The organism is Promicromonospora sp. NPDC060204, assembly GCF_042728455.1.
In the GTDB taxonomy this organism is placed as follows: domain Bacteria; phylum Actinomycetota; class Actinomycetes; order Actinomycetales; family Cellulomonadaceae; genus Promicromonospora.
Genome location: NZ_JBHWZO010000021.1, coordinates 13,100 through 38,829, shown reverse-complemented (window position 1 = coordinate 38,829; position 25,730 = coordinate 13,100). Strand labels below are relative to the sequence as shown.

Annotated in this window: 22 protein-coding genes; 2 read left to right on the top strand and 20 right to left on the bottom strand. The window is 72.2% G+C overall.

Translation table 11 applies throughout. The annotated features are described in order from the left end of the window. The 16 genes from nuoN to ACFWEJ_RS04895 form a co-directional block, all read right to left on the bottom strand. The coding region (nuoN, locus tag ACFWEJ_RS04970) for an NADH-quinone oxidoreductase subunit NuoN (RefSeq protein WP_377228098.1) at positions 1–1,478 on the bottom strand (1,478 nt) is incomplete at its 3' end. Beyond that, positions 1,475–3,055, bottom strand: a complete 1,581-nt coding sequence (locus ACFWEJ_RS04965; RefSeq protein WP_377228097.1) for an NADH-quinone oxidoreductase subunit M — start codon at positions 3,053–3,055, stop codon at positions 1,475–1,477. The genes nuoN and ACFWEJ_RS04965, both read right to left, overlap by 4 nt. 11 nt (positions 3,056–3,066) lie before the next feature. After that, positions 3,067–5,007, bottom strand: a complete 1,941-nt coding sequence (gene nuoL, locus ACFWEJ_RS04960; RefSeq protein WP_377228096.1) for an NADH-quinone oxidoreductase subunit L — start codon at positions 5,005–5,007, stop codon at positions 3,067–3,069. Positions 5,008–5,019: 12 nt separating this feature from the next. Next, a complete protein-coding gene (gene nuoK, locus ACFWEJ_RS04955) occupies positions 5,020–5,319 on the bottom strand; it encodes an NADH-quinone oxidoreductase subunit NuoK (protein WP_285100873.1) in 300 nt (99 codons plus the stop codon). Continuing rightward, positions 5,319–6,155 (bottom strand): NADH-quinone oxidoreductase subunit J, encoded by an 837-nt coding sequence (locus ACFWEJ_RS04950; RefSeq protein WP_377228095.1) that lies wholly within the window; start codon positions 6,153–6,155, stop codon positions 5,319–5,321. The genes nuoK and ACFWEJ_RS04950 overlap by 1 nt, the downstream gene beginning before the upstream one ends. Further along, on the bottom strand, positions 6,152–6,991 hold the full coding sequence (nuoI, locus tag ACFWEJ_RS04945; RefSeq protein ID WP_377228094.1) for an NADH-quinone oxidoreductase subunit NuoI: 840 nt from the start codon (positions 6,989–6,991) through the stop codon (positions 6,152–6,154). The genes ACFWEJ_RS04950 and nuoI overlap by 4 nt, the downstream gene beginning before the upstream one ends. Next, entirely contained in the window at positions 6,984–8,279 is a 1,296-nt protein-coding gene (gene nuoH / locus ACFWEJ_RS04940; RefSeq protein ID WP_377228093.1) for an NADH-quinone oxidoreductase subunit NuoH, read from the bottom strand. The genes nuoI and nuoH overlap by 8 nt, the downstream gene beginning before the upstream one ends. Beyond that, on the bottom strand, positions 8,276–10,912 hold the full coding sequence (locus tag ACFWEJ_RS04935) for an NADH-quinone oxidoreductase subunit G (RefSeq protein ID WP_377228092.1): 2,637 nt from the start codon (positions 10,910–10,912) through the stop codon (positions 8,276–8,278). The genes nuoH and ACFWEJ_RS04935 overlap by 4 nt, the downstream gene beginning before the upstream one ends. Next, positions 10,909–12,255 (bottom strand): NADH-quinone oxidoreductase subunit NuoF, encoded by a 1,347-nt coding sequence (gene nuoF / locus ACFWEJ_RS04930; protein ID WP_377228091.1) that lies wholly within the window; start codon positions 12,253–12,255, stop codon positions 10,909–10,911. The genes ACFWEJ_RS04935 and nuoF overlap by 4 nt, the downstream gene beginning before the upstream one ends. Further along, on the bottom strand, positions 12,252–13,091 hold the full coding sequence (nuoE, locus tag ACFWEJ_RS04925; RefSeq protein ID WP_377228090.1) for an NADH-quinone oxidoreductase subunit NuoE: 840 nt from the start codon (positions 13,089–13,091) through the stop codon (positions 12,252–12,254). The genes nuoF and nuoE overlap by 4 nt, the downstream gene beginning before the upstream one ends. After that, complete coding sequence (locus ACFWEJ_RS04920) at positions 13,088–14,458, bottom strand: NADH-quinone oxidoreductase subunit D (RefSeq protein WP_377228089.1); 1,371 nt, start codon at positions 14,456–14,458, stop codon at positions 13,088–13,090. The genes nuoE and ACFWEJ_RS04920 overlap by 4 nt, the downstream gene beginning before the upstream one ends. Then, positions 14,455–15,222 carry an NADH-quinone oxidoreductase subunit C gene (locus ACFWEJ_RS04915; protein ID WP_182620498.1) on the bottom strand — a complete coding sequence of 256 codons (768 nt, stop codon included), beginning with the start codon at positions 15,220–15,222 and terminating at the stop codon, positions 14,455–14,457. The genes ACFWEJ_RS04920 and ACFWEJ_RS04915 overlap by 4 nt, the downstream gene beginning before the upstream one ends. Then, entirely contained in the window at positions 15,219–15,770 is a 552-nt protein-coding gene (locus tag ACFWEJ_RS04910) for an NADH-quinone oxidoreductase subunit B family protein (protein WP_020016037.1), read from the bottom strand. The genes ACFWEJ_RS04915 and ACFWEJ_RS04910 overlap by 4 nt, the downstream gene beginning before the upstream one ends. Before the next feature lie 76 nt (positions 15,771–15,846). Then, positions 15,847–16,206, bottom strand: coding sequence for an NADH-quinone oxidoreductase subunit A (locus ACFWEJ_RS04905; protein WP_377228088.1), 360 nt, complete (start codon positions 16,204–16,206; stop codon positions 15,847–15,849). A 43-nt stretch (positions 16,207–16,249) separates the two neighbouring features. Next, positions 16,250–17,554 carry a geranylgeranyl reductase family protein gene (locus ACFWEJ_RS04900; RefSeq protein WP_377228087.1) on the bottom strand — a complete coding sequence of 435 codons (1,305 nt, stop codon included), beginning with the start codon at positions 17,552–17,554 and terminating at the stop codon, positions 16,250–16,252. Between the two features lie 179 nt (positions 17,555–17,733). Next, a complete protein-coding gene (locus ACFWEJ_RS04895; RefSeq protein WP_377228086.1) occupies positions 17,734–18,429 on the bottom strand; it encodes a demethylmenaquinone methyltransferase in 696 nt (231 codons plus the stop codon). Between the two features lie 87 nt (positions 18,430–18,516). On the opposite strand from ACFWEJ_RS04895, the gene ACFWEJ_RS04890 reads away from it, so the two are divergent. Then, entirely contained in the window at positions 18,517–20,016 is a 1,500-nt protein-coding gene (locus ACFWEJ_RS04890; RefSeq protein ID WP_377228085.1) for an isochorismate synthase MenF, read from the top strand. 87 nt (positions 20,017–20,103) lie between these two features. Here the strand turns inward: ACFWEJ_RS04890 and ACFWEJ_RS04885 are convergent, their stop codons facing one another. Continuing rightward, entirely contained in the window at positions 20,104–21,819 is a 1,716-nt protein-coding gene (locus ACFWEJ_RS04885; RefSeq protein WP_377228084.1) for a DUF6114 domain-containing protein, read from the bottom strand. Beyond that, positions 21,810–22,403, bottom strand: coding sequence for a DUF6230 family protein (locus ACFWEJ_RS04880; protein WP_377228083.1), 594 nt, complete (start codon positions 22,401–22,403; stop codon positions 21,810–21,812). Before ACFWEJ_RS04880 ends, ACFWEJ_RS04885 begins: the two co-directional genes overlap by 10 nt. Before the next feature lie 128 nt (positions 22,404–22,531). On the opposite strand from ACFWEJ_RS04880, the gene ACFWEJ_RS04875 reads away from it, so the two are divergent. After that, positions 22,532–23,161: a TetR/AcrR family transcriptional regulator gene (locus tag ACFWEJ_RS04875; RefSeq protein ID WP_377228082.1), complete on the top strand. Its 630-nt coding sequence runs from the start codon at positions 22,532–22,534 to the stop codon at positions 23,159–23,161. A 37-nt stretch (positions 23,162–23,198) separates the two neighbouring features. Here ACFWEJ_RS04875 and ACFWEJ_RS04870 read toward each other — a convergent pair whose 3' ends face one another. Together ACFWEJ_RS04870 and ACFWEJ_RS04865 are read right to left on the bottom strand one after the other, a co-directional pair. Next, positions 23,199–23,678 carry a GNAT family N-acetyltransferase gene (locus tag ACFWEJ_RS04870; RefSeq protein WP_377228081.1) on the bottom strand — a complete coding sequence of 160 codons (480 nt, stop codon included), beginning with the start codon at positions 23,676–23,678 and terminating at the stop codon, positions 23,199–23,201. A 147-nt stretch (positions 23,679–23,825) separates the two neighbouring features. Continuing rightward, on the bottom strand, positions 23,826–25,586 hold the full coding sequence (locus tag ACFWEJ_RS04865; RefSeq protein ID WP_377228080.1) for a trypsin-like peptidase domain-containing protein: 1,761 nt from the start codon (positions 25,584–25,586) through the stop codon (positions 23,826–23,828). Positions 25,587–25,730: the final 144 nt, after the last annotated feature.

Here is a 25,730-nt window from a genome sequence, read left to right as displayed (position 1 = left end):
GAGTCCGACCCCGCCGAGGCCGGCGCCAACGTCGTCACCAGCATCGACTCGATGACGCCGAGGACCGCGAGCCACCACAGGCCGCCCGACGTCGCCCCGGAGAACGCGCCGAACTTGGCGATGAACCCGGCGGTGAGCGGGATGCCCGCCATCGACAGCAGGAACAGGGCGAACGCGGCGGTGAGCCACGGGGCCTTGCGCCCCAGGCCGGCCCACTGCGCGATCTCCGTGGCCTCGCCGAGCACCACGCCGTCGTCCTCGACCGGACCGTTGTCCTCGCCGCCGCCGGCCGTGACCCGGCGCTCCCGGACCAGCGTGACCACGGCGAACGCGCCGATCGTGGCGATGCCGTAGGCCAGGAGGTAGAAGAGGGTGGAGGACTGGACCTGCGAGCTGAAGCCCGCGATGCCCACCAGCAGGAAGCCCGCGTGCGCGATCGACGAGTAGGCCAGCAGGCGCTTCACGTCGGTCTGCACGGAGCCGATCACCGTGCCGACGGCCATGGTGAGGACGGCCACCACCACGATGACCACCTGGAGCTGCCGCATCGTCTCCGGGCTGACGGCCTGCACGCCGATCGAGATGCGGTAGAGCACCTCGACCAGCGCCGCGACGGCCGCCGCCTTGGTGCACGCGGCCATGAACCCCGTGATGGGCGTGGGCGCGCCGGTGTAGACGTCGGGGGTCCAGGCGTGGAACGGCACCGCGCCCACCTTGAACAGCAGGCCGACCGTCACCAGCAGCACGCCGGCCACGAGCAGCCCGGTCATGCCCTCCAGGGGCAGGCCGCCCTGCTGCACCGCCTGGGCGATCTCCAGGAGCCGCACCGTGCCCGCGAAGCCGTAGATCAGGGCCACGCCGAAGATGAACAGGGCGGAGGCGAAGGCGCCCAGCAGGAAGTACTTGGCCGCGGCCTCCTGCGAGAGCAGCCGGCGCCGGCGGGCCGTGGCGCACAGCACGTACAGCGGGAGCGACAGCACCTCCAGCGCGATGAACATGACGATCAGGTCGTCGGTGGAGGCGAAGAGCATCATGCCGCCCGCCGCGAACAGCAGCAGCGGGTAGATCTCGGTCTGCTCCAGGCCGGACCGCCGGGCCAGGTCCTCGTACGAGGTACCGGGCACCGCCGCGGCCGTGGGCGCGAACGCGTCCTGGCCGGTGGCGGTGCGGTCGGCCACTACCAGCACGCCCAGGAACGCGAGCACCGCGATGATGCCCTGCGCGCCCAGCGCGAACGGCGTCAGCGTCACGCTGCCGCCGACCACCTGGACGGGCTGCGCCACGATCTGCGGCCACAGCACCGCCACGAACGCGAGGCTGCCGGCCAGGGCGGCCAGGGTGAGCACGATCTGGGTCACGCGGCGCGCCCTGGCCGGGACGAACGCCTCGAGGAGCACGCCGACCACGCCCGCGCCCAGCACCACGATCAGCGGTGCGAGGGCGAGCCAGTCGATCTCGGGTGCCACGAACTCGTTCACTTGTCGCTCCCCATCTGCGCGGCGTCCGCCGGCTCATCCACCGCTGTCAGGGCCGCCGACTGCTGGGCCGGCGCGTCCACGTAGGTCAGGGCGAGGCCCGGCACCAGGCCGAGCACCAGGAGTCCGGCCACCAGCGGGGCCGCGACGATGCGCTCGCGCGCCCGGAGGTCGGGCAGGGCCTCCAGGCCCTCGGCCGGCGCCCCGGTGAAGATCTTCTGGTAGGTCAGCAGCACGTAGACCGCGGCGAGCACCACGCCCGGGATCGCCGCGACGGTCCAGGCGGCCGAGCCGGCGGGGGCCCCGGAGAACGCCCCGATCAGCACCATGATCTCGCTGACGAACGTGGCCAGGCCGGGCAGCGACAGCGTCGCCAGGCCCGCCACGAGGAACGTGCCGGCGAGCACCGGCGTGACCGACCGCAGGCCGCGGTAGTCCGTGATGCGCTGCGACCGCTCCGGGTGCCGGGACACAAGGAACCCGGCCACCAGGAACAGCGCGCCGGTGGCGAGGCCGTGGTTGAGCATCATGAAGCTCGACCCGGCCGTGCCCAGCGGCGTGAAGGTGAAGATGCCCAGGATGATGAAGCCGAAGTGGCTCACCGAGGTCCAGCCGACCAGCCGCAGCAGGTCGGTCTGCATGATCGCCATGATCGCGCCGTACAGCACCGAGATCACGGCGAGCGCGATCACGAACGGCGCCGCCCAGCGGGACGCCTCCGGGAACAGCGGGAGGCAGAGCGTCAGCATCCCGAAGGTGCCGACCTTGTCCAGCACGCAGATCAGCAGGGTGGACGTGCCCGGGGTGGCGTTCCCCGCGACGTCGGGCAGCCAGCTGTGCACCGGGACCATCGGGGCCTTGATCGCGAAGGCGATGAAGAACCCGATGAACATGAGGCGCTCGGCCGTGGTGCCCAGGTCGACCCCGACCAGCTCGTCCACGAGGAACGCCTTGCTCGGGTCCACGCCCGCGCCGACCGCGAGGAAGTACAGGGCGATCACCGCGGCGAGCATGATCAGCCCGCCGCCCAGGCTGAACATCAGGAACTTCACGGCCGCCTGGCGCCGTCCGGCACCCTGCCCGAACCCGCCGATGAGGAAGTACGCGGGGATCAGCATGGCCTCGAACAGCACGTAGAACAGGAAGACGTCACGGGCGGCGAACACGGCCACCATGAACGCCTGGAGCAGCAGCACCAGGCCGACGAACCGGCGCAGACGCACCTCGTCGCGGCCCTGCTCGTTCCAGGCGGCCAGCAGCACCAGCGGCACCAGCACGACGGCCAGCGCCACCAGCAGCAGGCCGACGCCGTCGACGGCCACGGCGTACGAGGTGCCGATCTGCGGGATCCACGCGTGGGTCTCCGCGAGCTGGTGCTCGCCGGCGGCGCCCGTGTCGAAGGCGAGGAACGCGCCGACGAGCAGGGCCACCTCCACCAGCGAGAACGCGAGCGCCGCCGGCCGGGCGAAGCCCGTGCGGGCGTTCGCGGAGCCGGTGCGGGAGCGACCGAGCGCGCCCAGCCCCACCACGACCGCGCCGACGAGCGGCCAGGCGATGAGGGCGGTCAGCCAGGGAAACATCTCTCCTCCGATCACTGGGCACCACCGAGGCCCACGACGAGCCAGGCGACGACGGCGATCACGAGGACGCCGCCCGCCATGCCGGCCGCGTACGAGCGGACGTACCCGGTCTGCGCCTTGCGGAACACCCCGCCGAACCACGACACCGCCTGCGGCAGCACGCCCCAGCCCCGGTCGACGACGTCGCGGTCGCCCACCTGGACCACGCGGGCCAGCCCGTAGGCGGGCCGCAGGACGAGCGTCTCGTTCGCCGCGTCCTGGTACAGGTCCTTGCGGGCGGCCCGCGTCAGCCCGGAGCCGCGCGGCGCCTCCTCGGGGACGATCTGGACCGCGTACATCCGGAACGCGAGCAGCGCCCCGAGCACCACGACCACGAGGGTGGCGGTGATGATCAGCCAGACCGGCAGCACGGGCTCGTGGTGCTCGGCGTGCCCGACGACGGGCTCCAGCCAGGTGGTGAACGTGCCGCCGATGCCGAGCACGAGGCCCAGCGCGGCGGAGCCGACGCCGAGGAACACCAGGGGCCACCACATCAGCGGGGAGCCCTCGTGCGGGTGCTGGCCCTCGGTCCAGCGCGGACGGCGTCCGCCGAAGGTCATGAAGAACAGGCGCGTCATGTAGAAGGCGGTGATCGCCGCGCCGAGCACCGCGACCGTGCCGAACACCCAGGCCCGCCACGGCTGGCCCTCGACCGGGATGAAGGCGGCCTCGATGATGCCGTCCTTGCTCCAGAAGCCGGAGAACGGCGGGATCCCGAGGATCGCCAGCCAGCCCAGGCCCATCGTGATCCAGGTGATGGGCAGGAACCGCGACAGCCCGCCGAAGCGCCGCATGTCGGTCTGGTCGCCCATCGCGTGCATCACCGAGCCGGCGCCGAGGAACAGTCCCGCCTTGAAGAAGCCGTGCGTGAGCAGGTGGAAGATCGCGAACGCGTACCCGGCCGGGCCGAGGCCCGCGGCGAGCATCATGTAGCCGATCTGCGACATCGTGGAGGCGGCCAGGGCCTTCTTGATGTCGTCCTTGGCGCAGCCGACGATCGCCCCGAACAGCAGGGTCACCGCGCCGACCAGCACGACGACGAGCTGCGCCGTCGGGGCCGCCTCCAGGATCGCGCCGGAGCGCACCATGAGGTAGACGCCGGCGGTGACCATCGTGGCGGCGTGGATGAGCGCGGAGACCGGCGTCGGGCCGGCCATGGCGTCGCCCAGCCAGGCCTGGAGCGGGAACTGTGCCGACTTGCCGCACGCGGCCAGGAGCAGGCAGAGCCCGATCGCGGTGGCCGTGGCCTGCGACATCGAGCCGACGGAGTCGTCGGACAGCACGGTGCCGAAGTCCAGGGCGCCCGCGTGGGCGAACAGCAGCGCCATCGCCGCGATGAGCCCCATGTCGCCGATGCGGTTCATGACGAACGCCTTCTTGGCCGCCACCGCGTTCTCGCGGGCCGACGGCCGCCCCGTGTCCCAGAACCCGATGAGCAGGTAGGACGCGAGACCCACGCCCTCCCAGCCCACGAAGAGCAGGAGGTAGGAGTCGGCCAGGACGAGCGTGAGCATCGCCGCGACGAACAGGTTCAGGTACGCGAAGAACCGGCGCCGGTCCGGGTCGTGGTCCATGTAGGCCACGGAGTACACGTGGATGAGCGTGCCCACGAAGGTCACGAGCATCACGAAGGTCAGGGACAGAGGGTCGAGCCGGAGGCCGAGGTCCACGTCCAGCCCGCCCGCGGACAGCCATGTCCACAGGTGGTGGTCCACGGAGCGGTCCTCGGCGGGGGTGCCGATCATGCGGAACAACAGGATGATGGCGAGGACCCCGGAGGCGGCCGAGGCCACCACCCCGAGCCAGTGGCCCCAGCGGTCGATGGACCTGCTGCCCAGCACCACGGGCCACAGCAGCAGGATCGCCGCGCCGATCAGCGGGAAGCCGATCAGCCAGGGGGCAAGCCCGATCACGTCGTTCACTCTCTACCCCCGGAGCAGGTTGACGTCGTCGACCGAGGCCGAGCGGCGGGTGCGGAAGATCGTCACGATGATGGCGAGGCCGACGACGACCTCGGCGGCGGCGACGACCATGACGAAGAAGGCGAGCACCTGACCGGTCAGGTCACCGTGCATCCTCGCGAAGGTGACGAAGGCGAGGTTGGTCGCGTTGAGCATGAGCTCGACGCCCATGAACACGACGATCGCGTTGCGGCGCAGCAGCACGGTCGTGGCACCCACGGCGAAGAGCACGGCGGCCAGGACCACGTAGTTGGTGATGTCCATCAGGCCTCTCCCTCGGTCCGGGCCTCGGTGGTGCGGGCCTCGGCGGCGCCGGCGTCACGCGTGCGGACGTCGACGAGCTCGGTGCCCGGCGCGTGCGGCGCCGCCTTCTCCTGGCCCCGGATGCGCAGCACGCGCGAGACCGACTGCGGCACCTGCTCGCCGTCGGGCCCGAGCGCGGGCGTGTCCATGGCGTTGGAGGTGGCGTAGACGCCCGGCGACGGCAGCGGCGTGAGCACGACGCCCTCGGGCAGCGCCCGGATGCGTGCGTCCGCGACCGCCCGCTGGTCCTGCTTGGGGGTGAGCCGACGGCGGTGCGTGAGCACGAGCGCGCCGACGGCCGCCGTGACCAGCAGGACGCCCACGGCCTCCATGGCCAGCACGTAGTCGCCGAACAGCACACGGGCCAGGGCCTGCGGGTTGGCGACGCCGCCCGGGTCTCCCCCGGCCAGCCCGACCGGGGGCGGGAACGCGGCACGCGACACGACGCCGCCCAGGATCACCGCGAGGCCGATCCCGATGAGCAGGCCCAGCCAGCGCTGCCCGCGGATGGTCTCCGTGAGCGAGTCGGACGCGTCCACGCCGACGAGCATCAGCACGAACAGGAACAGCATCATCACGGCGCCCGTGTACACGACCACCTGCACGACGCCGAGGAACGGCGCCTCCTGCGCGATGTACAGGATCGCCATGCTGACCATGACGAACACGAGGCACATCGCCGCGTGCACGGCCCGCTTGACGAACAGCAGGCCCAGCGCGGCGAGCACCATGAGCGGCGCGACCACCCAGAACAGGACGGTCTCGCCGGTCGAGATCACCAGGCCGTCGGGGGTCATGCCGTCACCCCCGGACGGGCCGGGCCGGCCGCGTCGCTCGCCAGGACCCGCACCGAGCCGACCGCGGCAGCGCCGGCGGACCGCTCGGCGGCACCCGGGCCCTCCTCGGGCCGCAGCTCGTGCTGCCGCTGGGTGGGCGCCGGCGCCTTCCCCGACGCCACGGCGTCCGCGGCGTCCAGCGTCTCGTCGTCCGGCCGGTGCTCGCGCACCCAGGCGACCTGCGCCGCCGTCGGGCCCAGCACGTCACCGCTGTAGTAGTCGGTGTCCGTGGTGCCCTCGACCATGGGGTGGGGCGCCGCGAGCATGCCCTCGGCCAGCGGGGCCAGCAGGTCCTGCTTCTCGTAGATCATGCCCGCGCGGGTCTTGCCGGCCAGCTCGAAGTCGTTGGTCATGGTCAGCGCCCGCGTGGGGCAGGCCTCGATGCACAGCCCGCAGAAGATGCAGCGCAGGTAGTTGATCTGGTAGACGCCGCCGTAGCGCTCGCCGGGACTCATGTGCGCGCCCTGGGAGTCGTCCGCGTTGACCTGGAGGCCGGCATTCTCCGGCAGGGCGGCGTTGGACGCACCCTCCACGTAGATCGCGTCCGCCGGGCACGCCCACGCGCACAGCTCGCAGCCGATGCACTTCTCCAGACCGTCGGCGTACCGGTTGAGCTGGTGGCGGCCGTGGAAGCGGCGCTGGGTCGGCACCTTCTCGCGCGGGTACTGCTCCGTGACCGTGGGCCTGAACATCGACGACAGCGTCACGCCGAAGCCCGCGACGGGAGCGAACAGCTCCCCGATGGGTCCCGGCTGCGGCCGCAGGGGCTGGTACTCGTCCGTGTCTCGCTTACTCACCGTGGACCTCCTTTCCGAACCGCTTGGACGGGGGCAGCTTCTCGCCGGGCAGCGGCGGCACCGGGAACCCGCCGGCGAACGCGTCGACGGGCTCCTTGTCCCGGCCGCCCGGCGGCGCCTCCTTCTTCTCCGGCCAGAACCACATGACCGCGATGAAGACGACGGCGGCCCCGATGATCACGGGGATGAACTGCTGGAAGGACATGCCCTGCACGCGCTGCAGCCACTGCACGACGGCGAGCACGACGACCCAGGTCAGCGCGACCGGGATGAGCACCTTCCAGCCGAAGACCATGAACTGGTCGTAGCGCAGGCGCAGCAGCGTGCCGCGCACCCACACGAAGAAGAACATGACGGCCCAGAGCTTCACGAGGAACCAGATGATGGGCAGCCAGCCCTCGTTCAGCGCGCCGCCCAGGAACCCGTCGGGCACCGGTGCCCGCCAGCCACCCAGGAAGAGCGTGACGCAGACCGCCGAGACGTTGAGCATGTTGATGTACTCCGCCAGGAAGAACCAGGCGAACTTCATCGACGAGTACTCGGTCATGTAGCCGGAGACGAGCTCGCCCTCGGCCTCCGGCAGGTCGAACGGCAGGCGGTTGGTCTCGCCGATCATCGAGATCACGTAGATCACGAAGGCCGGCGCGAGCGGGATGAACCACCAGATCTGCGTCTGGCTGGACACGATCTGCGACGTCGACATCGACCCCGACATGATGAACACGCTCACCAGCGACAGGCCCATCGCGAGCTCGTAGCTGATCACCTGTGCCGTGGACCGGACCGAGCCGAGCAGCGGGTAGGTCGAGCCGGAGGCCCAGCCGCCGAGCACGATGCCGTAGACGCCGAGCGCCGCGGCGGCCAGCACGTACAGCACCGCCACCGGGAAGTCGGTGAGCTGGGCCGGCGTGGTCCAGTCGGTCCACGGGAACGGCAGGCTCGGCCCGAACGGGATCACGGCGAACACGAGCAGCGAGCAGAACACCGAGATCATCGGCGCCAGCAGGTACACGAACCGGTCGGCCCGCGTGACCGTCATGTCCTCCTTGAGCAGGAGCTTCATGGCGTCCGCGAGCGACTGGAGCAGGCCGGCCGGCCCGTGCCAGTTGGGGCCGGGGCGCACCTGCATGCGCGCCACGACCTTGCGCTCGAACCAGATCGCGAAGAGCACGCTGGTCAGCAGGAAGACCACGATCAGCACGGCCTTGACGACCGAGGCCCAGATGGTCTCCTGCGAGAAGTCGGCGGCGACGCCGGGCGCGGCCTCGGCCAGCAGCACCGGGTTCATCGGGCATCTCCTTCCGAGCCGTGGAACGTGCGGGCCGCCGTGGTGACCCGGACGTCCGCCACGTGGGGGCTGACGCTGACGAGGTCGCCCGCGGACGCGCCGAGGGTCTCGTGCACGCGGCAGCCGGCGGAGGCCAGCGGCAGCCAGACCACGCCGTCGACCATCCGGTCGGTCACCGCCGCGGGCACCCGGACGGAGCCGCGCGCCGTGCTGACGATGATCGCCGCGCCGTCGGACACCCCGAAGCCGCTCGCCGTGGCGGCGGACATCCGGGCGACGGGCCGCTTGGCCGTGCCGGCGAGGAACTGCTCGCCGTCCTGGCCGCTGCCCGCGTCGAGCTGGAGCCGCCAGGTGGCGAGCACCGCCTGACCCGGTCCGACGGTGGGCGGGGCGGCCAGGACGTCGCTCTCCAGCGTCACCGGCTCGCCCTCCCACGCGCCCTGGGTCAGGGCGATCGCGAGGTGGGCCTCGGCGGGCGAGCCCGCCTGCAGGTCCACGCCGAGGTGCTGGGCCAGCACGTGCAGCACGCGGTGGTCGGGCAGGGCGCTCGACTCGAGCGTGGCGCCGAAGGACCGCACCCGGCCCTCCCAGTTCCAGTACGAGCCGGCGCGCTCGATCGGGGGCGCGACCGGGAGCACGACGTCGGCCCGCTCGGTCACCTCCGAGGCCCGCACCTCCAGGCTCACGACGAAGCCGCCGCGGGCCTGCGTCGCGTCGAGCGCGGCGCGGGCGGCGGCCGGGTCGGGCAGGTCGGCGAGCTCTACGCCGCCGAGCACGGCCCCGCCCAGCGCGCCCGAGGCGAGCGCCGCGAGGATGCCCGCGGTGTCGCGCCCCGGGGTGGCCGGGAGCTCGGCGCCCCAGGCCTGGGCGACCTGGGCGCGCGCCGCGGCGTCGGCGACCGGGCGACCGCCCGGCAGCAGGTCCGGCAGCAGGCCGGCCTCGACGCCGCCGCGCTCACCGGCACGACGCGGGATCCACGCGAGCCGCGCGCCCGTCGCCTCGGCGAGCCCGAGGGCCGCGGTGTAGGCGCCCGGCGAGCCCGCGAGGCGCTCGCCCACGAGGATCACTGCGCCCGGCTGGGCCAGGGCGCTCGTGTCGATGTCGGACGTCGGTGCGTCCGCCGGGAGCAGGCCGCCGGCCAGGCTGGTGGTCAGGCTGGTCAGCCACTCGGCCTCGGTGCCGGGGGCCGCCGGGAGCAGCGTGCCGTCCAGGCGGGTCAGGCCGCGGGTGGCGTAGGGCGCGATCGAGAAGACCTTGGTACCGGCCTTGCCCTGGGCGCCCTTGCGCAGCCGCAGGAACGTGACGCCCGCCTCCTCCTCGGCCTCCAGGCCGACGAGCAGCACCGCGGGCGCCTGCTCCAGGTCGCCGAACGTGACGCCGATGCCGGAGCCCGCGACGACGCGGGCCAGGAACGCGGCCTCCTCGGCGGAGTGCACGCGCACCCGCTGGTCCACGTCGTTGGTGCCGAGCACCGTCCGGGCGAACCGGGACCACGCGAACGCGTCCTCGACGGTGAGCCGGCCGCCGGGCAGCACGCCCACGCCGCCGTTCTCGCGCGCCGCGGCCAGGCCGGCCGCCGCGATCTCCAGGGCCTCGACCCAGGACGCGGGGCGCAGCTCGCCGTTCTCGCGCACCAGCGGGGTGGTGACGCGGTCCGGAGCGGACTGCCACGTGAACGCGAAGCGGTCCTTGTCGGTGATCCACTCCTCGTTGACCACCGGGTCCTCGCCCGACAACCGGCGCAGCACCTGGCCGCGGCGGTGGTCGATGCGGATCGCGGAGCCGCACGCGTCGTGCTCCGCGATGCTCGGCGTGCTGACCAGGTCGAACGGCCGCGACCGGAACCGGTAGCCCGCGCCGGTCAGCGCGCCCACCGGGCAGATCTGCACCGTGTTGCCCGAGTAGTAGGAGGAGAAGGGCCGCCCGGACGTGTCCGTGGTGGCCTCCCCGATCGGGCGGTCCACGGGACCGGTGCTCGACTCCGCCCCGGCGAACCCGAGCACGTCCTCGTCGTAGCGGCCGATCTGCTGGTGCGCGCCGCGGTCCTGCAGCGCGATGAACGCGTCGCCCGCGATCTCCTCGCTGAACCGGGTGCAGCGCTGGCACAGCACGCAGCGCTCGCGGTCCAGCAGGATCTGCGTGGACAGCGCGATCGGCTTGGGGAACGTGCGCTTGACGTCGGTGAACCGCGTCTCGGGCCGCCCGTTGCTCATCGCCTGGTTCTGCAGGGGGCACTCGCCGCCCTTGTCGCAGACCGGGCAGTCCAGCGGGTGGTTCATGAGCAGCAGCTCCATGACCCCCTGCTGCGCCTTGTCGGCGACGGCGGACGTGTGCTGCGTCTTGACGACCATGCCCGGCGCGACCGTCATGGTGCACGACGCCTGCGGCTTCGGCATGGGCCGCACGTTGCCCTCGCGGTCCGGCATGGCCACCTCGACGAGGCACTGCCGGCACGCGCCGGCGGGCGCCAGGAGCGGGTGGTCGCAGAACCGCGGGATCTGGATGCCGGCCTGCTCGGCGGCCCGGATGATCAGCGTGCCCTTCGGGACGCTCACCTCCGTCCCGTCGATGGTGAAGGTGACGAGCTCGACCGGGGCCGCCTCGGTCTGGGGGTTGTTCGTGGTGACGGTCATCGGTGACCTCCCGCGCCGGCGCCCGTGAGGGCACCCGGTGTCCGTGTCTTGGGGGTGTACGGGAACAGCGCCGACGCACTCGGGTCGAACGGGCAGCCGTGGCCGTCGATGTGCGCCTGGTACTCGGCGCGGAAGTACTGGATGCTCGACGTGACGGGCGAGACCGCGCCGTCGCCCAGCGCGCAGAACGCCTTGCCGAGGATGTTGTCGCACAGGTCGACCAGCAGCTCCAGGTCGCCGTCCTGCCCCTCGCCGGCCTCGATGCGGCGCAGCACCTGCTTGAGCCAGTAGGTGCCCTCGCGGCACGGCGTGCACTTGCCGCACGACTCGTGCGCGTAGAAGTCGATCCAGCGGGACACGGCCCGGACCACGCACACCGTCTCGTCGAAGATCTGCAGCGCGCGCGTGCCGAGCATCGACCCCGCGGCGCCCACCGACTCGTAGTCGAGCGGGGTGTCGAGGTGCTCCTGCGTGAAGATCGGCGTGGACGACCCACCGGGGGTCCAGAACTTCAGCTCGTGCCCGGCCCGGATGCCGCCGGAGAGGTCGAGCAGCTCGCGCAGCGTGATGCCGAGCGGGGCCTCGTACTGGCCGGGCCGGGTGACGTGCCCCGACAGCGAGAACAGCCCGTGGCCCTGCGACTTCTCGGTGCCCATCGAGGAGAACCAGTCGGCGCCCCGGGCGATGATCGCGGGGACCGACGCGATGGACTCCACGTTGTTGACCACGGTGGGCCGGGCGTACAGGCCGGCCACGGCGGGGAACGGCGGCTTGAGCCGCGGCTGGCCGCGCAGGCCCTCCAGCGAGTCGAGCAGCGCCGTCTCCTCGCCGCAGATGTAGGCGCCGGCGCCGGCGTGCACCGTGACGTCGAGGTCGAAGCCCGTGCCCTGGATGTTCTTGCCCAGGTAGCCCGCCTTGTACGCCTCCTCGACCGCGTTCAGCAGCCGCCGGTAGACGTGCAGCACCTCGCCGCGCACGTAGATGAACGCGTGGTCGCAGCCGATCGCGTAGCTCGTGATCGCCACGCCCTCGATGAGGTGCTGCGGGCTGGCGAGCATCAGCGGGATGTCCTTGCAGGTGCCCGGCTCCGACTCGTCGGCGTTGACCACCAGGTACCGCGGGCCGCCGTCGGGCGGGGGCAGGAAGCCCCACTTCATGCCCGTGGGGAAGCCCGCGCCGCCGCGGCCGCGCAGGCCGGAGTCCTTGACCGCCTGGACCAGCGCGCCCGGCTCCATCGTCAGGGCCTTCTTGAGCCCGGCGTAGCCGCCGTTGCGCTCGTACGTGGCCAGCCGCCAGGAGCGGTCCTTGTCCCACGTGTCGGTGAGTACCGGTGTGAGGTTCACTTCGCGTCCTCCCCGGGCTTCTTGTCCTTGCCGACCTCGGTGTCGGACGACGTGGCGGGCTTGCGCTCGGCCGACGAGCCGGGCGTGCCGACCGGCGGGCTCGTCTGCCCGGCGGCAGCGGCCGCACCGTCCGGCCCGCCGTCGGCGGCGGGCGCGTCGGGCGCCGTCCAGCCGCGCTCGCGGGCGATCGCGAGCCCGGCCAGGGTCGGCTCGCCCGCGCCCACGCCCTCGTCGGCGCGGCCGTCGGGGAACCCGGCCAGGATGCGGCTCATCTGCTTGAACGAGCAGACGGAGGCGGCGCCCCGGGTGGGGACGACGTCGTCGCCGAGGCGCAGCTGGTCCGCGAGCGCCGTGGCCGTCTCGGGCGTCTGGTTGTCGAAGAACTCCCAGTTGACCATCACGACGGGTGCGTAGTCGCAGGCGGCGTTGCACTCGATGCGCTCGAGGGTGATGGCGCCGTCGTCGGTGGTCTCGTCGTGGCCCACGCCGAGGTGGTCGCTGAGCTCGTCGAAGATGGCGTCGCCGCCCATGACCGCGCACAGGGTGTTGGTGCACACGCCCACGGTGTACTTCCCGTTGGGGTGGCGCTTGTACTGGGTGTAGAAGGTGGCGACGGCGGAGACCTCGGCGGCCGTGATGCCGAGGATCTCTGCGCAGAACAGGATGCCGTCGCGGCTCACGTACCCGTCGACCGACTGCACGAGGTGCAGCATCGGCAGCAGGCCGGACCGGGGGTCCGGGTAGCGGGCCATGATCGCCGTGGCGTCGGCGGTCAGGGCTGCGACGGTCTCGGCGTCGTAGCCGGTCTTCGTGGCCGCCTGCGGGTCTGCGGTCATCGGTCCACACCTCCCAGCACGGGGTCCAGGGACGCGACGGCGACGACGACGTCGGCCACCTGGCCGCCCTCGCACATCACCGACGTGGCCTGGAGGTTGTTGAACGAGGGGTCGCGGAAGTGCGCGCGGTAGGGGCGGGTGCCGCCGTCGGAGACGACGTGCACGCCGAGCTCTCCGCGCGGGTGCTCCACGGTCTGCCAGGCCTGGCCGACGGGGACGCGGAAGCCCTCGGTGACCAGCTTGAAGTGGTGGATCAGGGCCTCCATGGAGGTGCCCATGATCTTCTTGATGTGCTCCAGCGAGTTGCCCTGGCCGTCGCCGCCGACGGCGAGCTGGGCGGGCCACGCGATCTTCTTGTCGGCGACCATGACGGGCTCGCCCTCGGTGCGGTCGAGCCGCTCCAGGGCCTGCTCGACGATCTTCAGCGACTGGTAGCACTCCTCGACGCGGAGCACGACGCGGTCGTAGCAGTCGGCGCCCTTCGAGGTGGGGACGTCGAAGTCGTAGGTCTCGTAGCCGCAGTACGGGTTGTCCTTGCGGACGTCGTACGGCAGGCCCGTGGAGCGCAGCACCGGTCCGGTGACCGCGAGCGCCATGCAGCCGGAGAGGTTCAGCACGCCGACGTTCGTCAGCCGCGCCTTGAAGATGGGGTTGGCGAGCATGAGGTCGCCGAGCTGCTTGAGGTAGCCGCGCACGTTCTTCAGGGCCGCGCGCGCCTGGGCGGTGAAGCCCTCGGGCACGTCGACCGCCACGCCGCCGGGCCGGATGTACGCGTGGTTCATGCGCAGGCCGGTGACGGCCTCGAAGAGCCGCAGGATCTCCTCGCGGGCGGTGAACCCGATGGTCATCACCGTGGTGGCGCCCATCTCGTTGCCGCCGGTGCCGAGGCAGACCAGGTGGGAGGCGATGCGGTTGAGCTCCATCATCAGCACGCGGATCACGGAGGCGCGCTCGGGCACGTCGTCGGTGATGCCGAGCAGCTTCTCGACGGCGAGGCAGTACGCGGCCTCCTGGAACAGGGGCGCCACGTAGTCCATGCGGGTGCAGAACGTGGTGCCCTGCGTCCAGGTGCGGAACTCCATGTTCTTCTCGATGCCCGTGTGCAGGTAGCCGATACCGGCCCGGGCCTCGGTGACGGTCTCGCCGTCAATCTCCAGCATGAGGCGCAGCACGCCGTGCGTGGACGGGTGCTGGGGACCCATGTTGACGACGATGCGCTCCTCGCCGATCGCCTCGCGCGCGATGTCGTCCCAGTCGCCGTCGCCGTACGCCTCGAAGGCGCGCACGGTGGACGACATGTCCTCGTTCCCGGCGGGGCGCGTCGCGTGCGGGGCGGGCGGCGGCCTGTGGTCAGTGGGAGCGCTCATGAGTAGCTCCTCCTCGTGTCCGGCGGGGGCACCGTGGCGCCCTTGTACTCGACGGGGATGCCGCCGAGCGGGTAGTCCTTGCGCTGCGGGTGGCCCACCCAGTCGTCCGGCATCTCGATGCGGGTCAGGGCGGGGTGGCCGTCGAAGACGATCCCGAAGAAGTCGTAGGTCTCGCGCTCGTGCCAGTCGTTGGACGGGTACACCGACGTGGTCGACCGGATGTGCGGGTCGTCGTCGGGCGCGGCGACCTCCAGCCGCAGCCGGCGGGAGTGCGTCACGGAGGCCAGGTGGTAGACGGCGTGCAGCTCGCGGCCGGTGTCGTGCGGGTAGTGGACGCCGCTCACGCCGAGCGACAGCTCGAACCGCAGGTCCTGGTCGTCGCGCAGCGCCTGGCAGACGGCGGCGACGTGCTCGCGGGCGACGTGGATCGTCAGCTCCGCCCGCTGGGAGTCCGCGCTCGCGGCGCCGTGCAGGTCCACGACGACCTTCTCGACCGCCTGGTCGAAGGTGGGCCCGCCGGTCCGCGCGGCGTCCTCCAGCACCTCGGCCAGGACGTCGACCACCTGGTCGAACCAGCTCCCGTACGGGCGGGGGGACGCCGCGGGCATCGCGATCGGCGTGACCAGGCCGCCGTAGCCGGACGTGTCGCCCGAGCCCTGGGCGCCGAACATGCCCTTCTTGACCTCGACCACCTCGAAGGTGGCCGCCCCCTCCGGGGGCGTCAGGGCCGAGCCCTGGTCGCCGCCCGGCGTGACGTCGCTCATCGCAGCAGGCCCTTCATCTCGAAGGTCGGGGTGGCCTCCATCGCGGCCGCCTCGGCGGCGCGCGCGGCCTCGACCCGGTTCACGCCGAGCGGCGCGTTCTGGATGTGGTCGTGCAGCCCGAGGATCGCGTTGATCAGCATCTCCGGGCGCGGCGGGCAGCCGGGCAGGTAGATGTCGACCGGGACCACGTGGTCCACGCCCTGCACGATCGCGTAGTTGTTGAACATCCCGCCCGACGACGCGCACACGCCCATGGAGAGCACCCACTTGGGCTCGCTCATCTGGTCGTACACCTGGCGCACCACCGGGGCCATCTTCTGGCTCACCCGGCCGGCCACGATCATCAGGTCCGCCTGGCGCGGCGAGGCGCGGAACACCTCCATGCCGAACCGCGACAGGTCGAACCGCGACGCGCCCGCCGCCATCATCTCGATGGCGCAGCAGGCCAGGCCGAACGTCACCGGCCACACCGAGGCCTTGCGCAGGTACCCCGCGAGGTCCTCGATCGTCGTCAGCAGGAACCCTGACGGCGCTTCCTCGACACCCATGTCCCCTCCTTGCTGCCGGGCCCCAGCCCGGCGTCGCTGCCCGGCGCCGTCAGGCGCCGCGCGTCCAGTCGCTCTCTCAGACCCAGTCGAAGCCGCCGCGGCGCCACTCGTAGACGAACGGGACGGTGATCAGCGCCAGGAAGCCCAGCATCGCCACCAGCCCGAACGTCGCGAGCGTCGTGAAGTCCACGGCCCACGGGTAGAGGAAGACGACCTCGATGTCGAAGACGATGAATGTCATCGCCACCAGGTAGTACTTGATCGGCAGCCGCCCGCCCCCGACCGCGTGCGGCGTCGGCTCGATGCCGCACTCGTACGAGTCGAGCTTGGCGCGGTTGTACCGCTTGGGGCCGATGATCGCGCTCGCGGCGACCCCGCCGAGCGCCAGGACCGCCCCGATCGCCATGAGGATCAGGATGGGTACGTAAGGATTCATGCTGTGCCCTTCGTGGACGACGTGCCCTTCATGGACGTGATGCTCATGAGCTCGGGACCACCCTGGTCAGGCCGGCGATGACGCGGTCGACCCAGTCGCCGCCGTGCGGCTCGTAGCAGTCGGACAGGAGCTTGAGCGTGAACTGCATGACGACCTTGCGCGGCAGGCCGTACCGGACGCAGACCCGCATGATCTCGGGGTGCTCGATGAGCCGCACGAACCAGCGGCCCAGCGTGTAGTAGCCGCCCAGGTCGGCCCGCATGCGCTCCGCGTAGGTGGCGAGCGTGGCCTCGCGGGCCTCGTCGGTGGCGCGGTGCCGGGCCTGGCTGATCGCCTCGGCCGCCACGCGCCCGGCCTGCAGGCCGTAGGCGATGCCCTCGCCGTTGAACGGGCTCACCATGCCGGCGGAGTCGCCGGCCAGGAGCACGCCGTCCGCGTACAGGGGTCCGCGGTTGTAGCCCATGGGCAGGGCCGCGCCGCGGATGGGCCCGCGCTCCGGCTCGTGCACCAGGTCCCAGCCCTCGGGCGCGCTCTTCTCGAGCCACGTCTCCATGAGCCGCCGGTAGTCGATGCCGGCCGCCGACTGCCGGGCCGGGGTGGAGGACACGCTGCCGAGGCCGACGTTCACCGTGCCGTCGCCGAGCGGGAAGATCCAGCCGTAGCCGGGCAGCAGGGCGCTCCTGCCCGGCTCGCCGTCCCACAGCTCGAGGTGCGACTCCATGAACGGGTCGTCGTGGCGCGGCGTGCGGTAGTAGGCGCGCACGGCGGTGCCCATGGGGCGGTCGTCGCGGCGCTCCCGGCCGAGGCCGAGCGCGAAGCGCGAGCTGACGCCGTCGGCCGCGACCACCACGGGGGCGCGGAGCTCCTTGACGGGGCCCTCGGCGCGGCCGCGGGCGTCGAGCGGCTGGGCGGTGACGCCGACCACGCGGCCGTCGTCGTCGCGCACGGCGCCGGTGACCTTGGTGCGCTCCAGGAGCTTGGCGCCGCTCGCCTGGGCGTGCTGGGCCAGCGTCTGGTCCAGCGTCATCCGGGCGCGGGCCATGCCGTAGCCCGGGTAGGTCGTGAGGTCCGGCCAGTCCAGCTCGTAGGAGCGACCGCCGCCGTGCACGCGCAGGCCGCGGTTGCGGATCCAGCCGTCCTCCTCGCGGGTGGGCACCCCCATGCGGACGAGCTCGGCCACGGCGCGCGGCGTCAGGCCGTCGCCGCAGATCTTGTCGCGGGGAAACTCGCCCTTTTCCAGCAGCAGCACGTCGAGCCCCGCGGCCGCGCACCAGTGCGCGGTGGACGAGCCGGCCGGACCGGCGCCCACCACGATGACATCCGCGTCGTCGCGTATCGCTCTTCGCACGTTCACCCCCGTTGGGAACCCGCTGCCTGGTCGTTGCTGACCTGCTGTGCGGGGTTCGTCAAGGGCTTCATGACAAGCCCTTGTGAACCCTGTCACAACACCGACACCCTAGCCACACTTAGGGGGGATTGTGTAGGAAGGTTCCCCTTACTTGGGGAGGTCGGGAGCGGTCCTCCGGCTCAGGCCGGGCGCACCGCCCGGTGCAGGGCCACGACGCCGCCCGTCACGTTGCGGTAGGCGGCGTGCTCCCAGCCGGCCTCGAGCATGAGCTTGGCCAGGTCCACCTGGGTGTGCCAGCCGCGGATCGACTCGGCCAGGTAGTCGTAGGAGCCCTTGTCGCGGGTCACGGCGCCGGCCACGACGGGCAGCGCACGCATCAGGTACTCCTGGTAGACCGTGCGGAACGGGCCCCACGTCGGCGTCGAGAACTCGCAGATCACGATGCGCCCGCCCGGCCGGACGACGCGGTGCATCTCGCGCAGGGCCGCGAGCGTGTCCACCACGTTGCGCAGGCCGAAGCTGATCGTCACGGCGTCGAACGACTCGTCGGCGAAGGGCAGCCTGGTCGCGTCACCCGCGACGAACGGCAGGTCCGGGCGGCGCTGCTTGCCCACCTGCAGCATGCCGATCGAGAAGTCGGACGGGACCACGAAGGCGCCGTCGGCAGCGAAGGGCTCGCTGCTGGTCCCGGTGCCCGCGGCGAGGTCCAGCACGCGCTCGCCCGGCATCGCGGCGACGGCCTCGACCGTGAGGCGGCGCCAGCGCCGGTCCTGGCCCAGGGAGATGAGGTCGTTCGTGAGGTCGTAGCGGGCGGCGATCCCGTCGAACATGGACGCGACCTCGGCCGGCTTCTTCTCCAGACTCGCACGTGACATGGCGCCATCGTGTCACGCCGGGGCGGCGCCTGTGACCTCCGCTACGCCAGGTCTCCGGCTCCCCCGCCCGCGCTTATCCTGAAAGCGATGATCGCTTCACCTTCCGGCGGCACTCCCGGCACACCCACCGGCTCCCCCTCCGGCACCAGCGTGTACGACGGCTGGGCGGTCGAGACACCGCCCGTGTCCGACGAGGCGCCGCCGGGCGCCCCGCACGGCCCGCAGCTCGTGGTCCGCACCGTGGCGACCGACGACCTGCCGGACACCCCGACCGCGCTCGTCGACCGGCTCCCCGACACCAACGCCCTGGCCTGGGTACGGCACGGCGACGGCCTCGTGGGGTGGGGCGAGGCGCTGCGGTTCGAGACGTTCGGCCCGGGCCGGTTCGCCGACGCCGACGAGGCCTGGCGCCAGGTGCTCGACAACGCCGTGGTGCACGACGACGTCAACCTGCCTGGCAGCGGGCTGGTCGCGTTCGGCAGCTTCGCCTTCGACGACGTCTCCCCCGGCGACGAGTCCGAGGACCCCGCGCGGGCCAGCGGCGTGCTGATCGTGCCGCGCGTCGTCGTCGGCCGCCGGGGCGAGAAGTCCTGGATGACCACGATCTCCCTGGTGGGCGACCGCTCCGCCCCCGTGGGCGAGGACCTGCTGTCGGCCTACCCGCAGCAGCCCGTGACGGAGCCGGGCCGGGTGGTCCTGGCCGACGGCGCCGTGGGCGCGGCCGACTGGCCCGCCGTGGTCGCCGAGGGGATCGCCCGGATCCAGACCGGCGAGCTGGAGAAGGTGGTGCTCGCGCGCGACGTCGTGGCGACCGCCGAGCGCCCGCTCGACACCCGGCACCTGCTGGGCCGCCTCGCGTCCGCCTACGACGCCTGCTGGGCCTTCAGCGTGGACGGCATGGTGGGCGCGACGCCGGAGCTGCTGGTGCGCAGCGAGAAGGGCCTGGTGGCCTCGCGAGTGCTGGCGGGCACGATCCGCCGCGAGCACGGCGTGGCGGACGCCGACGACGCCGACCTGCTGCGCGCCGCCCAGCTCGCCCGGTCCTCGAAGGACCTCGAGGAGCACGAGTTCGCGGTGCGCTCCGTGGCCGCCGCCCTGGAGCCCTTCTGCTCCTCGATGAACGTGCCCGAGGCCCCGTTCGTGCTGCACCTGCCGAACGTCATGCACCTCGCGACGGACGTGACCGGCGTGCTGACGGACCAGCACGCGGGATCGGGCGTCGGATCGGGCGCCGGATCGGGCGCCCGTTCGGGCCGGCCGGCGCCGTCGTCCCTCTCGCTGGCCGCCGCACTGCACCCGAGCGCCGCCGTCTGCGGCACGCCGACGACCGCCGCGCGCAGCCTCATCCGCGAGATCGAGGGCCTGGACCGCGCCCGGTACGCGGGCCCGGTGGGCTGGGTCGGGGCCGGTGGCGACGGCGAGTGGGGCATCGCGCTGCGGTCGGCGGAGATCTCCGCGACCGACCCGCGGCACATCCGCCTGTTCGCGGGCTGCGGCATCGTCGCGGCGTCGGACCCGCAGGCGGAGCTGGCGGAGTCCGAGGCCAAGCTGGAGCCGATGCGCTACGCGCTGGGCGTCCAGCCCTGACCCACCCGCGCGCGTTGAGTGCTGGGTATTTGTTGCCGGATCGTCGTCCGGACCGCAAATACCCAGCACTCAACGAAGACGGGAGGGTCAGGCGTCGCCTGCCCTCGGGCCCTTGCCGATCGGGTTGGTCGGGTCGCCCCAGACCTGCTCGCGGAAGGTGTCCCAGACCTGCAGGTCGGACGTCGCGCCGAGGAAGCCCATCCGCGCATCCGTCGCGGTCAGCAGGATCTCGATGAGCGAGGCCCCCTCGAGCACCTTGGTCGCCACCTCAAGCAGGTCCTGGCCGTCGGGCAGGTTCGCGTGGATCGACGAAACGTACATGTGCGCGTTGCCCTCGAGGGAGACGAAGTTGGCGCGCGTGTCCGTGCCGGCGACCGTGCCCTTGTCGTAGGCGTACGACTTGAGCCAGAACCCGTCGACGACCACCTTGTCGGCCGAGATCTTGATGGCGTCGCGGCGCGAGCCGTCGTTCTTGACCGGCACGTTCGCCAGGCCGATCCCGTTGATGCCCGTGAGCGGGATCGTGAGGTCCCGGCTCTCCAGGTCGGCGGGGAGCGAGAAGACGGAGCCGTCCTCCTTGGCGCCGCACTGGCCGGGCAGGTCGATGTTGAGGTCGAACTTGCCGCCGAACGTCACCTTCACGCAGGTGCCGAGCTCGGTGTGGAGCGCCTCCTCGATCGTCGCCTGCGGGTCGATCTCACCGCACGGGTCGCTCGGGGCCTCCTCCGCGGCGTCCGCGGGCACCTCGCCGTCCTGCGTCGGCTCCTGGCACTCGGGCTCGCCGTCCTCGCCCGCTGCGGCGTCGTCGCCGGAGCCGCCGTCCGCCGCGTCGCCGGAGCCGGCGTCGCCGCCCTCGGCCGGGTCGGTCGCGCCGCCGGTGACGTCGTCGACCGCGTCCCCGACCGGGTCCTCGGCCTCGTCGCCCCCGGACTCGGATGTGCTCGGCGACGGCGTGGGTGAGGCGGACGGTTCCGCGTCGCCCTCGTCGCACGCGCCGAAGACGACGCACCAGAACGAGTCGTCCTGGGTCTCGGCCATCGACGTGGTCGCCGGCAGGCTCATGCCGCCGACCGCCATCGCGCCCGCCACCACGACCGCCGCGGACTTCTGCGACAGGGCCTTCAGCGCGCCGCTGAGCGAGTCCACCCTGGGGATCGACTCGGTCTCGGGGGCGGGTTCGGCGGCGGTCTTCGGTGCCGGCTCGTCGGCCGGCGGGGCGTCGTCGGCCGCTGGAGTCTCGGTCTTGGGAGTCTCGGTCTCGGGCGTCCCGGTCGCGGACGTCTCGTCCGCGCGCGTCTCGGGCTCAGGTGTCCCGGGCGAAGGTGTCCCGGCCTCGCTCCCGGGCTCCGCCTCGCCGGCGTCCTCGGCCGTGCCGGCCTCCGCCTCGGGCGCCCAGGACACGACGATGATGCCGCCGACCACGCCGAGCAGGAACCCGACGATCCAGCCGCCGAGGTTCACGCCGGCGATCGAGTAGACGGAGATCGCGAGCGCGATCACGCCGTAGAAGATGCGGTGCACGGGCTGGGCGATCACCAGGATCCCGAGCAGCACCAGGGCGAGCGGCAGGATCGTCGCCTGCGCGCCCTCGACCCCGAACCGCAGCACGACGTTCATGCCGAGCTGGTCCAGCTTGATGGGGCCGGACAGGAGCATCTCCAGGCCCGCGAGCACTACCAGCACGCCCCCGACGAACGGCCGCTGCCTGCGCCAGGGGCGGAAGTCCCTGCGCCAGTCGGCGAACCTCGCGCGCAGTCCGGGGCGGCCGGCGGACGCCGGGCCGTCACCCGGACTCAGAAGCACTCGGTGCCGTCCGTGATCTTGAGGCTGAGGTCCGTCAGCTGGAAGACGGCGGCCTGCGTGCTCCACGACACCTGCTGGAGCCCGTCGATGTCGATCGAGTCGGAGTCCATGGCGAAGTCGCCGGCGTCGCCCTTCTTGGTCGTGTTGACCGTCGAGGCGTCCACACCGATGCGGATGTTCTTGAAGATCGCGGTACCGGACAGGTCGCTCATGCCGATCTGCAGGTCCGTGGCCTTGGCAGGCTCCTCACCGGTGCCCGCGGAGATCAGCAGGCCCACCTTGCCGAGCGGCGTGTCCTGCACGACCGACTGGCAGAGGTTGTGCAGCTGCGCATCCTTGATGTTCGCGATGGCGGCGGGGTGCTGCGTGCCGTCGGAGGCGGTCGCGACGCCCGCGTACTGGGAGAAGCCGGTGCCCGCGAGCTTGTCGGCGCCGATCTTGAACTGGCTGCCGGAGATGGCGAACGAGACGGGCACTGCGCCCTGTGCAACCCCACCGAGCAGGACGCTGGCGGCAATGGTGACCGGGATGACGGCCAGGGCCACGCGGCCCCTACGCGTCCCCGTGAGCTTGCTGAGCTTCATTGGTGTTCCCCTCATGCCAATGTGAGGACGACGGCATCGTCGTCCCGCCGCGACCGTAGCGCGATTACTGACTCACCGTCAATTGACCCCCTGACGGCGGCGCAAAGCATGCCGGATATGCTCGACTCATGGCAACAGCCCGACGCACGCGCCTCCGCCCGGAGGAACGCCGCAACCAGCTCGTGGCCCTCGGAGTCGCGACCCTCGCGGACCGCCCGTTGGCCGAGGTGACCGTCGAGGAGATCGCCGCCGAAGCCGGTGTCTCGACGGGTCTGGTCTACTACTACTTCGGTTCCAAGAACGGCCTGCACCACGAGATCGTGCGCCGCGCGCGCGACTCGATGCTCCACGCCTCGGAGCCGCAGCCCGAGCTCCCGCCCGCCGACCGCCTGGCCAACACCCTGACCCGGCTCGTCGAGTACGTCCGGGAGCACGGCCCCACCTTCTACTCGCTCGTGCGCGGCGCGGCCAGCGGCGACGAGGAGGTGCGCGCGGTCATCGAGGACGCGCGGCGCCAGCAGACCGAGCGCGCCCTCGCCGTCCTCCTGGAGCTGGGCGTGCCGGAGACCGAGCTGCTGCGCATCGCGGTCCGCTCCTGGGTGGCGCTCGCCGAGCAGGCCCTGGTCGACGGCGGCATCAACTCCGACCTCGCCGACGACGAGCTGGTCGGCTACCTCGAGCGCAGCCTGGGCGGCGTCGTCGCCGCGGTGGTGCCGGGTGCCGCCGAGGCTCTGTTCGGGGCACGGGCCAAGGCCTGAGCCCGGCCGTGGCGGGCAGGCCAGAGCGGCCTGACCGTCAGAGCGGCTTGACCATCAGCAGGCACGGGTCGTCCGCCCAGAGGTCGGGGAACTCCTCCACCGGGTGGAAGCCGCAGGCGCCGTAGAAGGCGCGGGTCTGGTCGAAGCCGGGGTCGTGCGCCGAGGGTCCCAGCGTCTTCACGCTGAGCAGGCGCACGCCCTGGCCGCGCAGGTCGTCCTCGACCTGCGCCATGAGGTCGCGCCCGATGCCGGTGCGGTGGTGCTTGCGCCGGACAGCCAGCAGGTGCACCTCGGCCGACGTCGGGTAGCGCTGGTCCAGGAGCAGCACGCCGAGCACGTCGTCGGCCGGGACCGCGCCGCCGTCCGCCCCGACGGAGGGCGAGGCGACCGCGAGGTAGTTGGGGAACCGGGCCGCGGCGTCGACGTACTCGTGCGTGAACCGGTCGATGCCGAACCACTCCGGCAGCTCCTCGAGGATGTCGTGCGCGGCATCCGCGCGCCCGAGGGTCCTGACCACGGTGTACGTCCCAGTCCCAGCCCCAGTCCCAGACACGCGGACCAACCTAAACCGGTCGGGCCAAGTTCACCCGCTGAACGCGAATACGTGTCAGACCCCCAGGTCACTCGCGTGATCTGAGGGTCTGACACGGTGCAGCCGGGCGGGTCAGCCCTGGTTGTCGAAGAACTGCTGGAGCCAGTCCGGGATGTTGTTCGGGTTGGTCTGGTCCGAGCCCGAGCCGTTCTGCTGACCGTCCTGCTGGCCGGGCAGCTGACCCTGCTGGTCCTGCTGGTTCTGGTCCTGCGAGCCCGAGCTGGTGTCGGTCTCCTCCTTCACCGCGAGCGTCACCGTGACCTCCTCGGTCTTGCCGTCGCGGACGATTGTCAGCACCGACTTGTCGCCGGCCGCCTTCTCCCGCACGAACGCCGTGAGCGACTCCGGCCCGTTGACCGCGTCGCCGTCGATCGCGACGATCACGTCGCCCTGCTGGATCCCGGCCTTGCCGGCCGGCGAGTCGGCGACGACGTCCTCGACACCCGCGCCGCGGCGGGTGACGCCGTCGGCCGTCGCGGTGGCGTCCGACATCGAGACCCCGAGGAACGCGTGCTCCGCCTTGCCGTTCTCCTTGAGCTGGTCACCGATCTGCGTGGCCAGGTTGCCCGGGATGGCGAAGCCCAGGCCGATCGAGCCGGAGCTGCTGGACGTCCCGCCGCCACCGCTGGACAGCGTCGCGATCGAGGACGTGATGCCGATGACCTCGCCCGACGCGTTGAACAGCGGTCCACCCGAGTTGCCGGGGTTCACCGCGGCGTCGATCTGGATCGCGTTGGTGACGACCTGGTCGGACCCGTCCTCGGCGCTGGCCGTGACCGGGCGGTCCAGGGCGGACACGATGCCGGTCGTGGCGGTGTTCGCCAGGCCCAGCGGGTTGCCGAGCGCCATCACGGGCTCGCCCACCACGACGTCGTCCGAGTTGCCGAACTTCGCCGGCTTCAGGTCCGACGGCGGGTCCGTCAGCTGCACGACGGCGAGGTCCGTGGTCGGGTCGGTGCCGACGATCTTGGCGTCGTACACGCTGCCGTCGCTCAGGGTGACCTGCACGGTCTGCGCGCCCGAGACCACGTGGTTGTTGGTCAGGACCCGGCCCTGGGAGTCCAGCACGACGCCGGAGCCCTCGGCACCGCCCGCCTGGCTCTCGACCTGGATCGACACCACGGAGTCCTGCACCGCGGAGGTGACCGCGGTCCAATCCGGGTTCTCCACGGTCGAGCTCTTGACGGGGACGGTCTGGTTGTTCGTCTGCCCGACGTCGGCGAGGGAGGTGGCGTTGTCCGCGCCGTCGGTGAGCGTGATGAGGCCCGCCGTGCCCGCGCTGGCGAGCACCGCGGCGGCCGCGGCGGCGGCGACCACGGGGACCCAGGTGCGGTTGCGCGGCCGCGGCTCGGCGGTCGCGGTGGCGGGAGCCGCGTAGGGGTTGACGTAGGACCCCGAGGGCGGGCCGACGGGGGCCACGGACTGCACGGGGGTGGTGTGGTGCTGGGTGGGTGCGTGCTGGGCCGGGGTGTGCTGGGCGTGTGCTTGCTGCGCGTGGACCGGCTGGGCCGGCGCCGGTACGTGCTGCGCCGGGACCTGCTCCGTGGGGGCCGGGGCCTGCGGGGCCGCGGCCGGCTGCGGAGCCGGGGCCTGGGCCCGCTCGTGCTGGCCGGGCGTCATGCCCGCGGGCGGCGCAGCCGGGGGCGTCGGGCCCTGGGGTGCCGCACCCTCGGGCGGCGCGGGGACGGGCGCCGTCGACTGCGCAGGGGTCGGGGACTGCTCGGCGCCCGCGTTCTGGACGGGTGCCGGGCCGGCGACCGGCAGCTGCTGGGTCGGCTGCGCTTCGGACGGCTGCTGGTCCGGCTGCGGAGTGGTGCTGTTCTGCTCGGTCATCGTGACCCTCCTTGAAGTCAGAACTAGTTGACACCCCGTTCCTTGTCCCACCCTTAAACGAGTCTGTGAGTTCCCTGCATATCCCGAGACCCCGCTGAGTGCGGGATATCTGCGCTTCCGGAGGGCCTGGAGGCGCAAATAGCC

Coding starts and splice junctions, on each gene's coding strand:
- ACFWEJ_RS04895 (WP_377228086.1), bottom strand. CDS start 18,429: ATGTCACGTGCGAGTCTGGAGAAGAAGCCGGCCGAGGTCGCGTCCATG.
- ACFWEJ_RS04910 (WP_020016037.1), bottom strand. CDS start 15,770: ATGGGTGTCGAGGAAGCGCCGTCAGGGTTCCTGCTGACGACGATCGAG.
- ACFWEJ_RS04865 (WP_377228080.1), bottom strand. CDS start 25,586: ATGACCGAGCAGAACAGCACCACTCCGCAGCCGGACCAGCAGCCGTCC.
- nuoE (WP_377228090.1), bottom strand. CDS start 13,091: ATGACCGCAGACCCGCAGGCGGCCACGAAGACCGGCTACGACGCCGAG.
- ACFWEJ_RS04965 (WP_377228097.1), bottom strand. CDS start 3,055: ATGTTTCCCTGGCTGACCGCCCTCATCGCCTGGCCGCTCGTCGGCGCG.
- ACFWEJ_RS04890 (WP_377228085.1), top strand. CDS start 18,517: ATGATCGCTTCACCTTCCGGCGGCACTCCCGGCACACCCACCGGCTCC.
- ACFWEJ_RS04935 (WP_377228092.1), bottom strand. CDS start 10,912: ATGACCGTCACCACGAACAACCCCCAGACCGAGGCGGCCCCGGTCGAG.
- nuoH (WP_377228093.1), bottom strand. CDS start 8,279: ATGAACCCGGTGCTGCTGGCCGAGGCCGCGCCCGGCGTCGCCGCCGAC.
- ACFWEJ_RS04905 (WP_377228088.1), bottom strand. CDS start 16,206: ATGAATCCTTACGTACCCATCCTGATCCTCATGGCGATCGGGGCGGTC.
- ACFWEJ_RS04915 (WP_182620498.1), bottom strand. CDS start 15,222: ATGAGCGACGTCACGCCGGGCGGCGACCAGGGCTCGGCCCTGACGCCC.
- ACFWEJ_RS04920 (WP_377228089.1), bottom strand. CDS start 14,458: ATGAGCGCTCCCACTGACCACAGGCCGCCGCCCGCCCCGCACGCGACG.
- nuoK (WP_285100873.1), bottom strand. CDS start 5,319: ATGGACATCACCAACTACGTGGTCCTGGCCGCCGTGCTCTTCGCCGTG.
- ACFWEJ_RS04950 (WP_377228095.1), bottom strand. CDS start 6,155: ATGACCCCCGACGGCCTGGTGATCTCGACCGGCGAGACCGTCCTGTTC.
- ACFWEJ_RS04880 (WP_377228083.1), bottom strand. CDS start 22,403: ATGAAGCTCAGCAAGCTCACGGGGACGCGTAGGGGCCGCGTGGCCCTG.
- ACFWEJ_RS04875 (WP_377228082.1), top strand. CDS start 22,532: ATGGCAACAGCCCGACGCACGCGCCTCCGCCCGGAGGAACGCCGCAAC.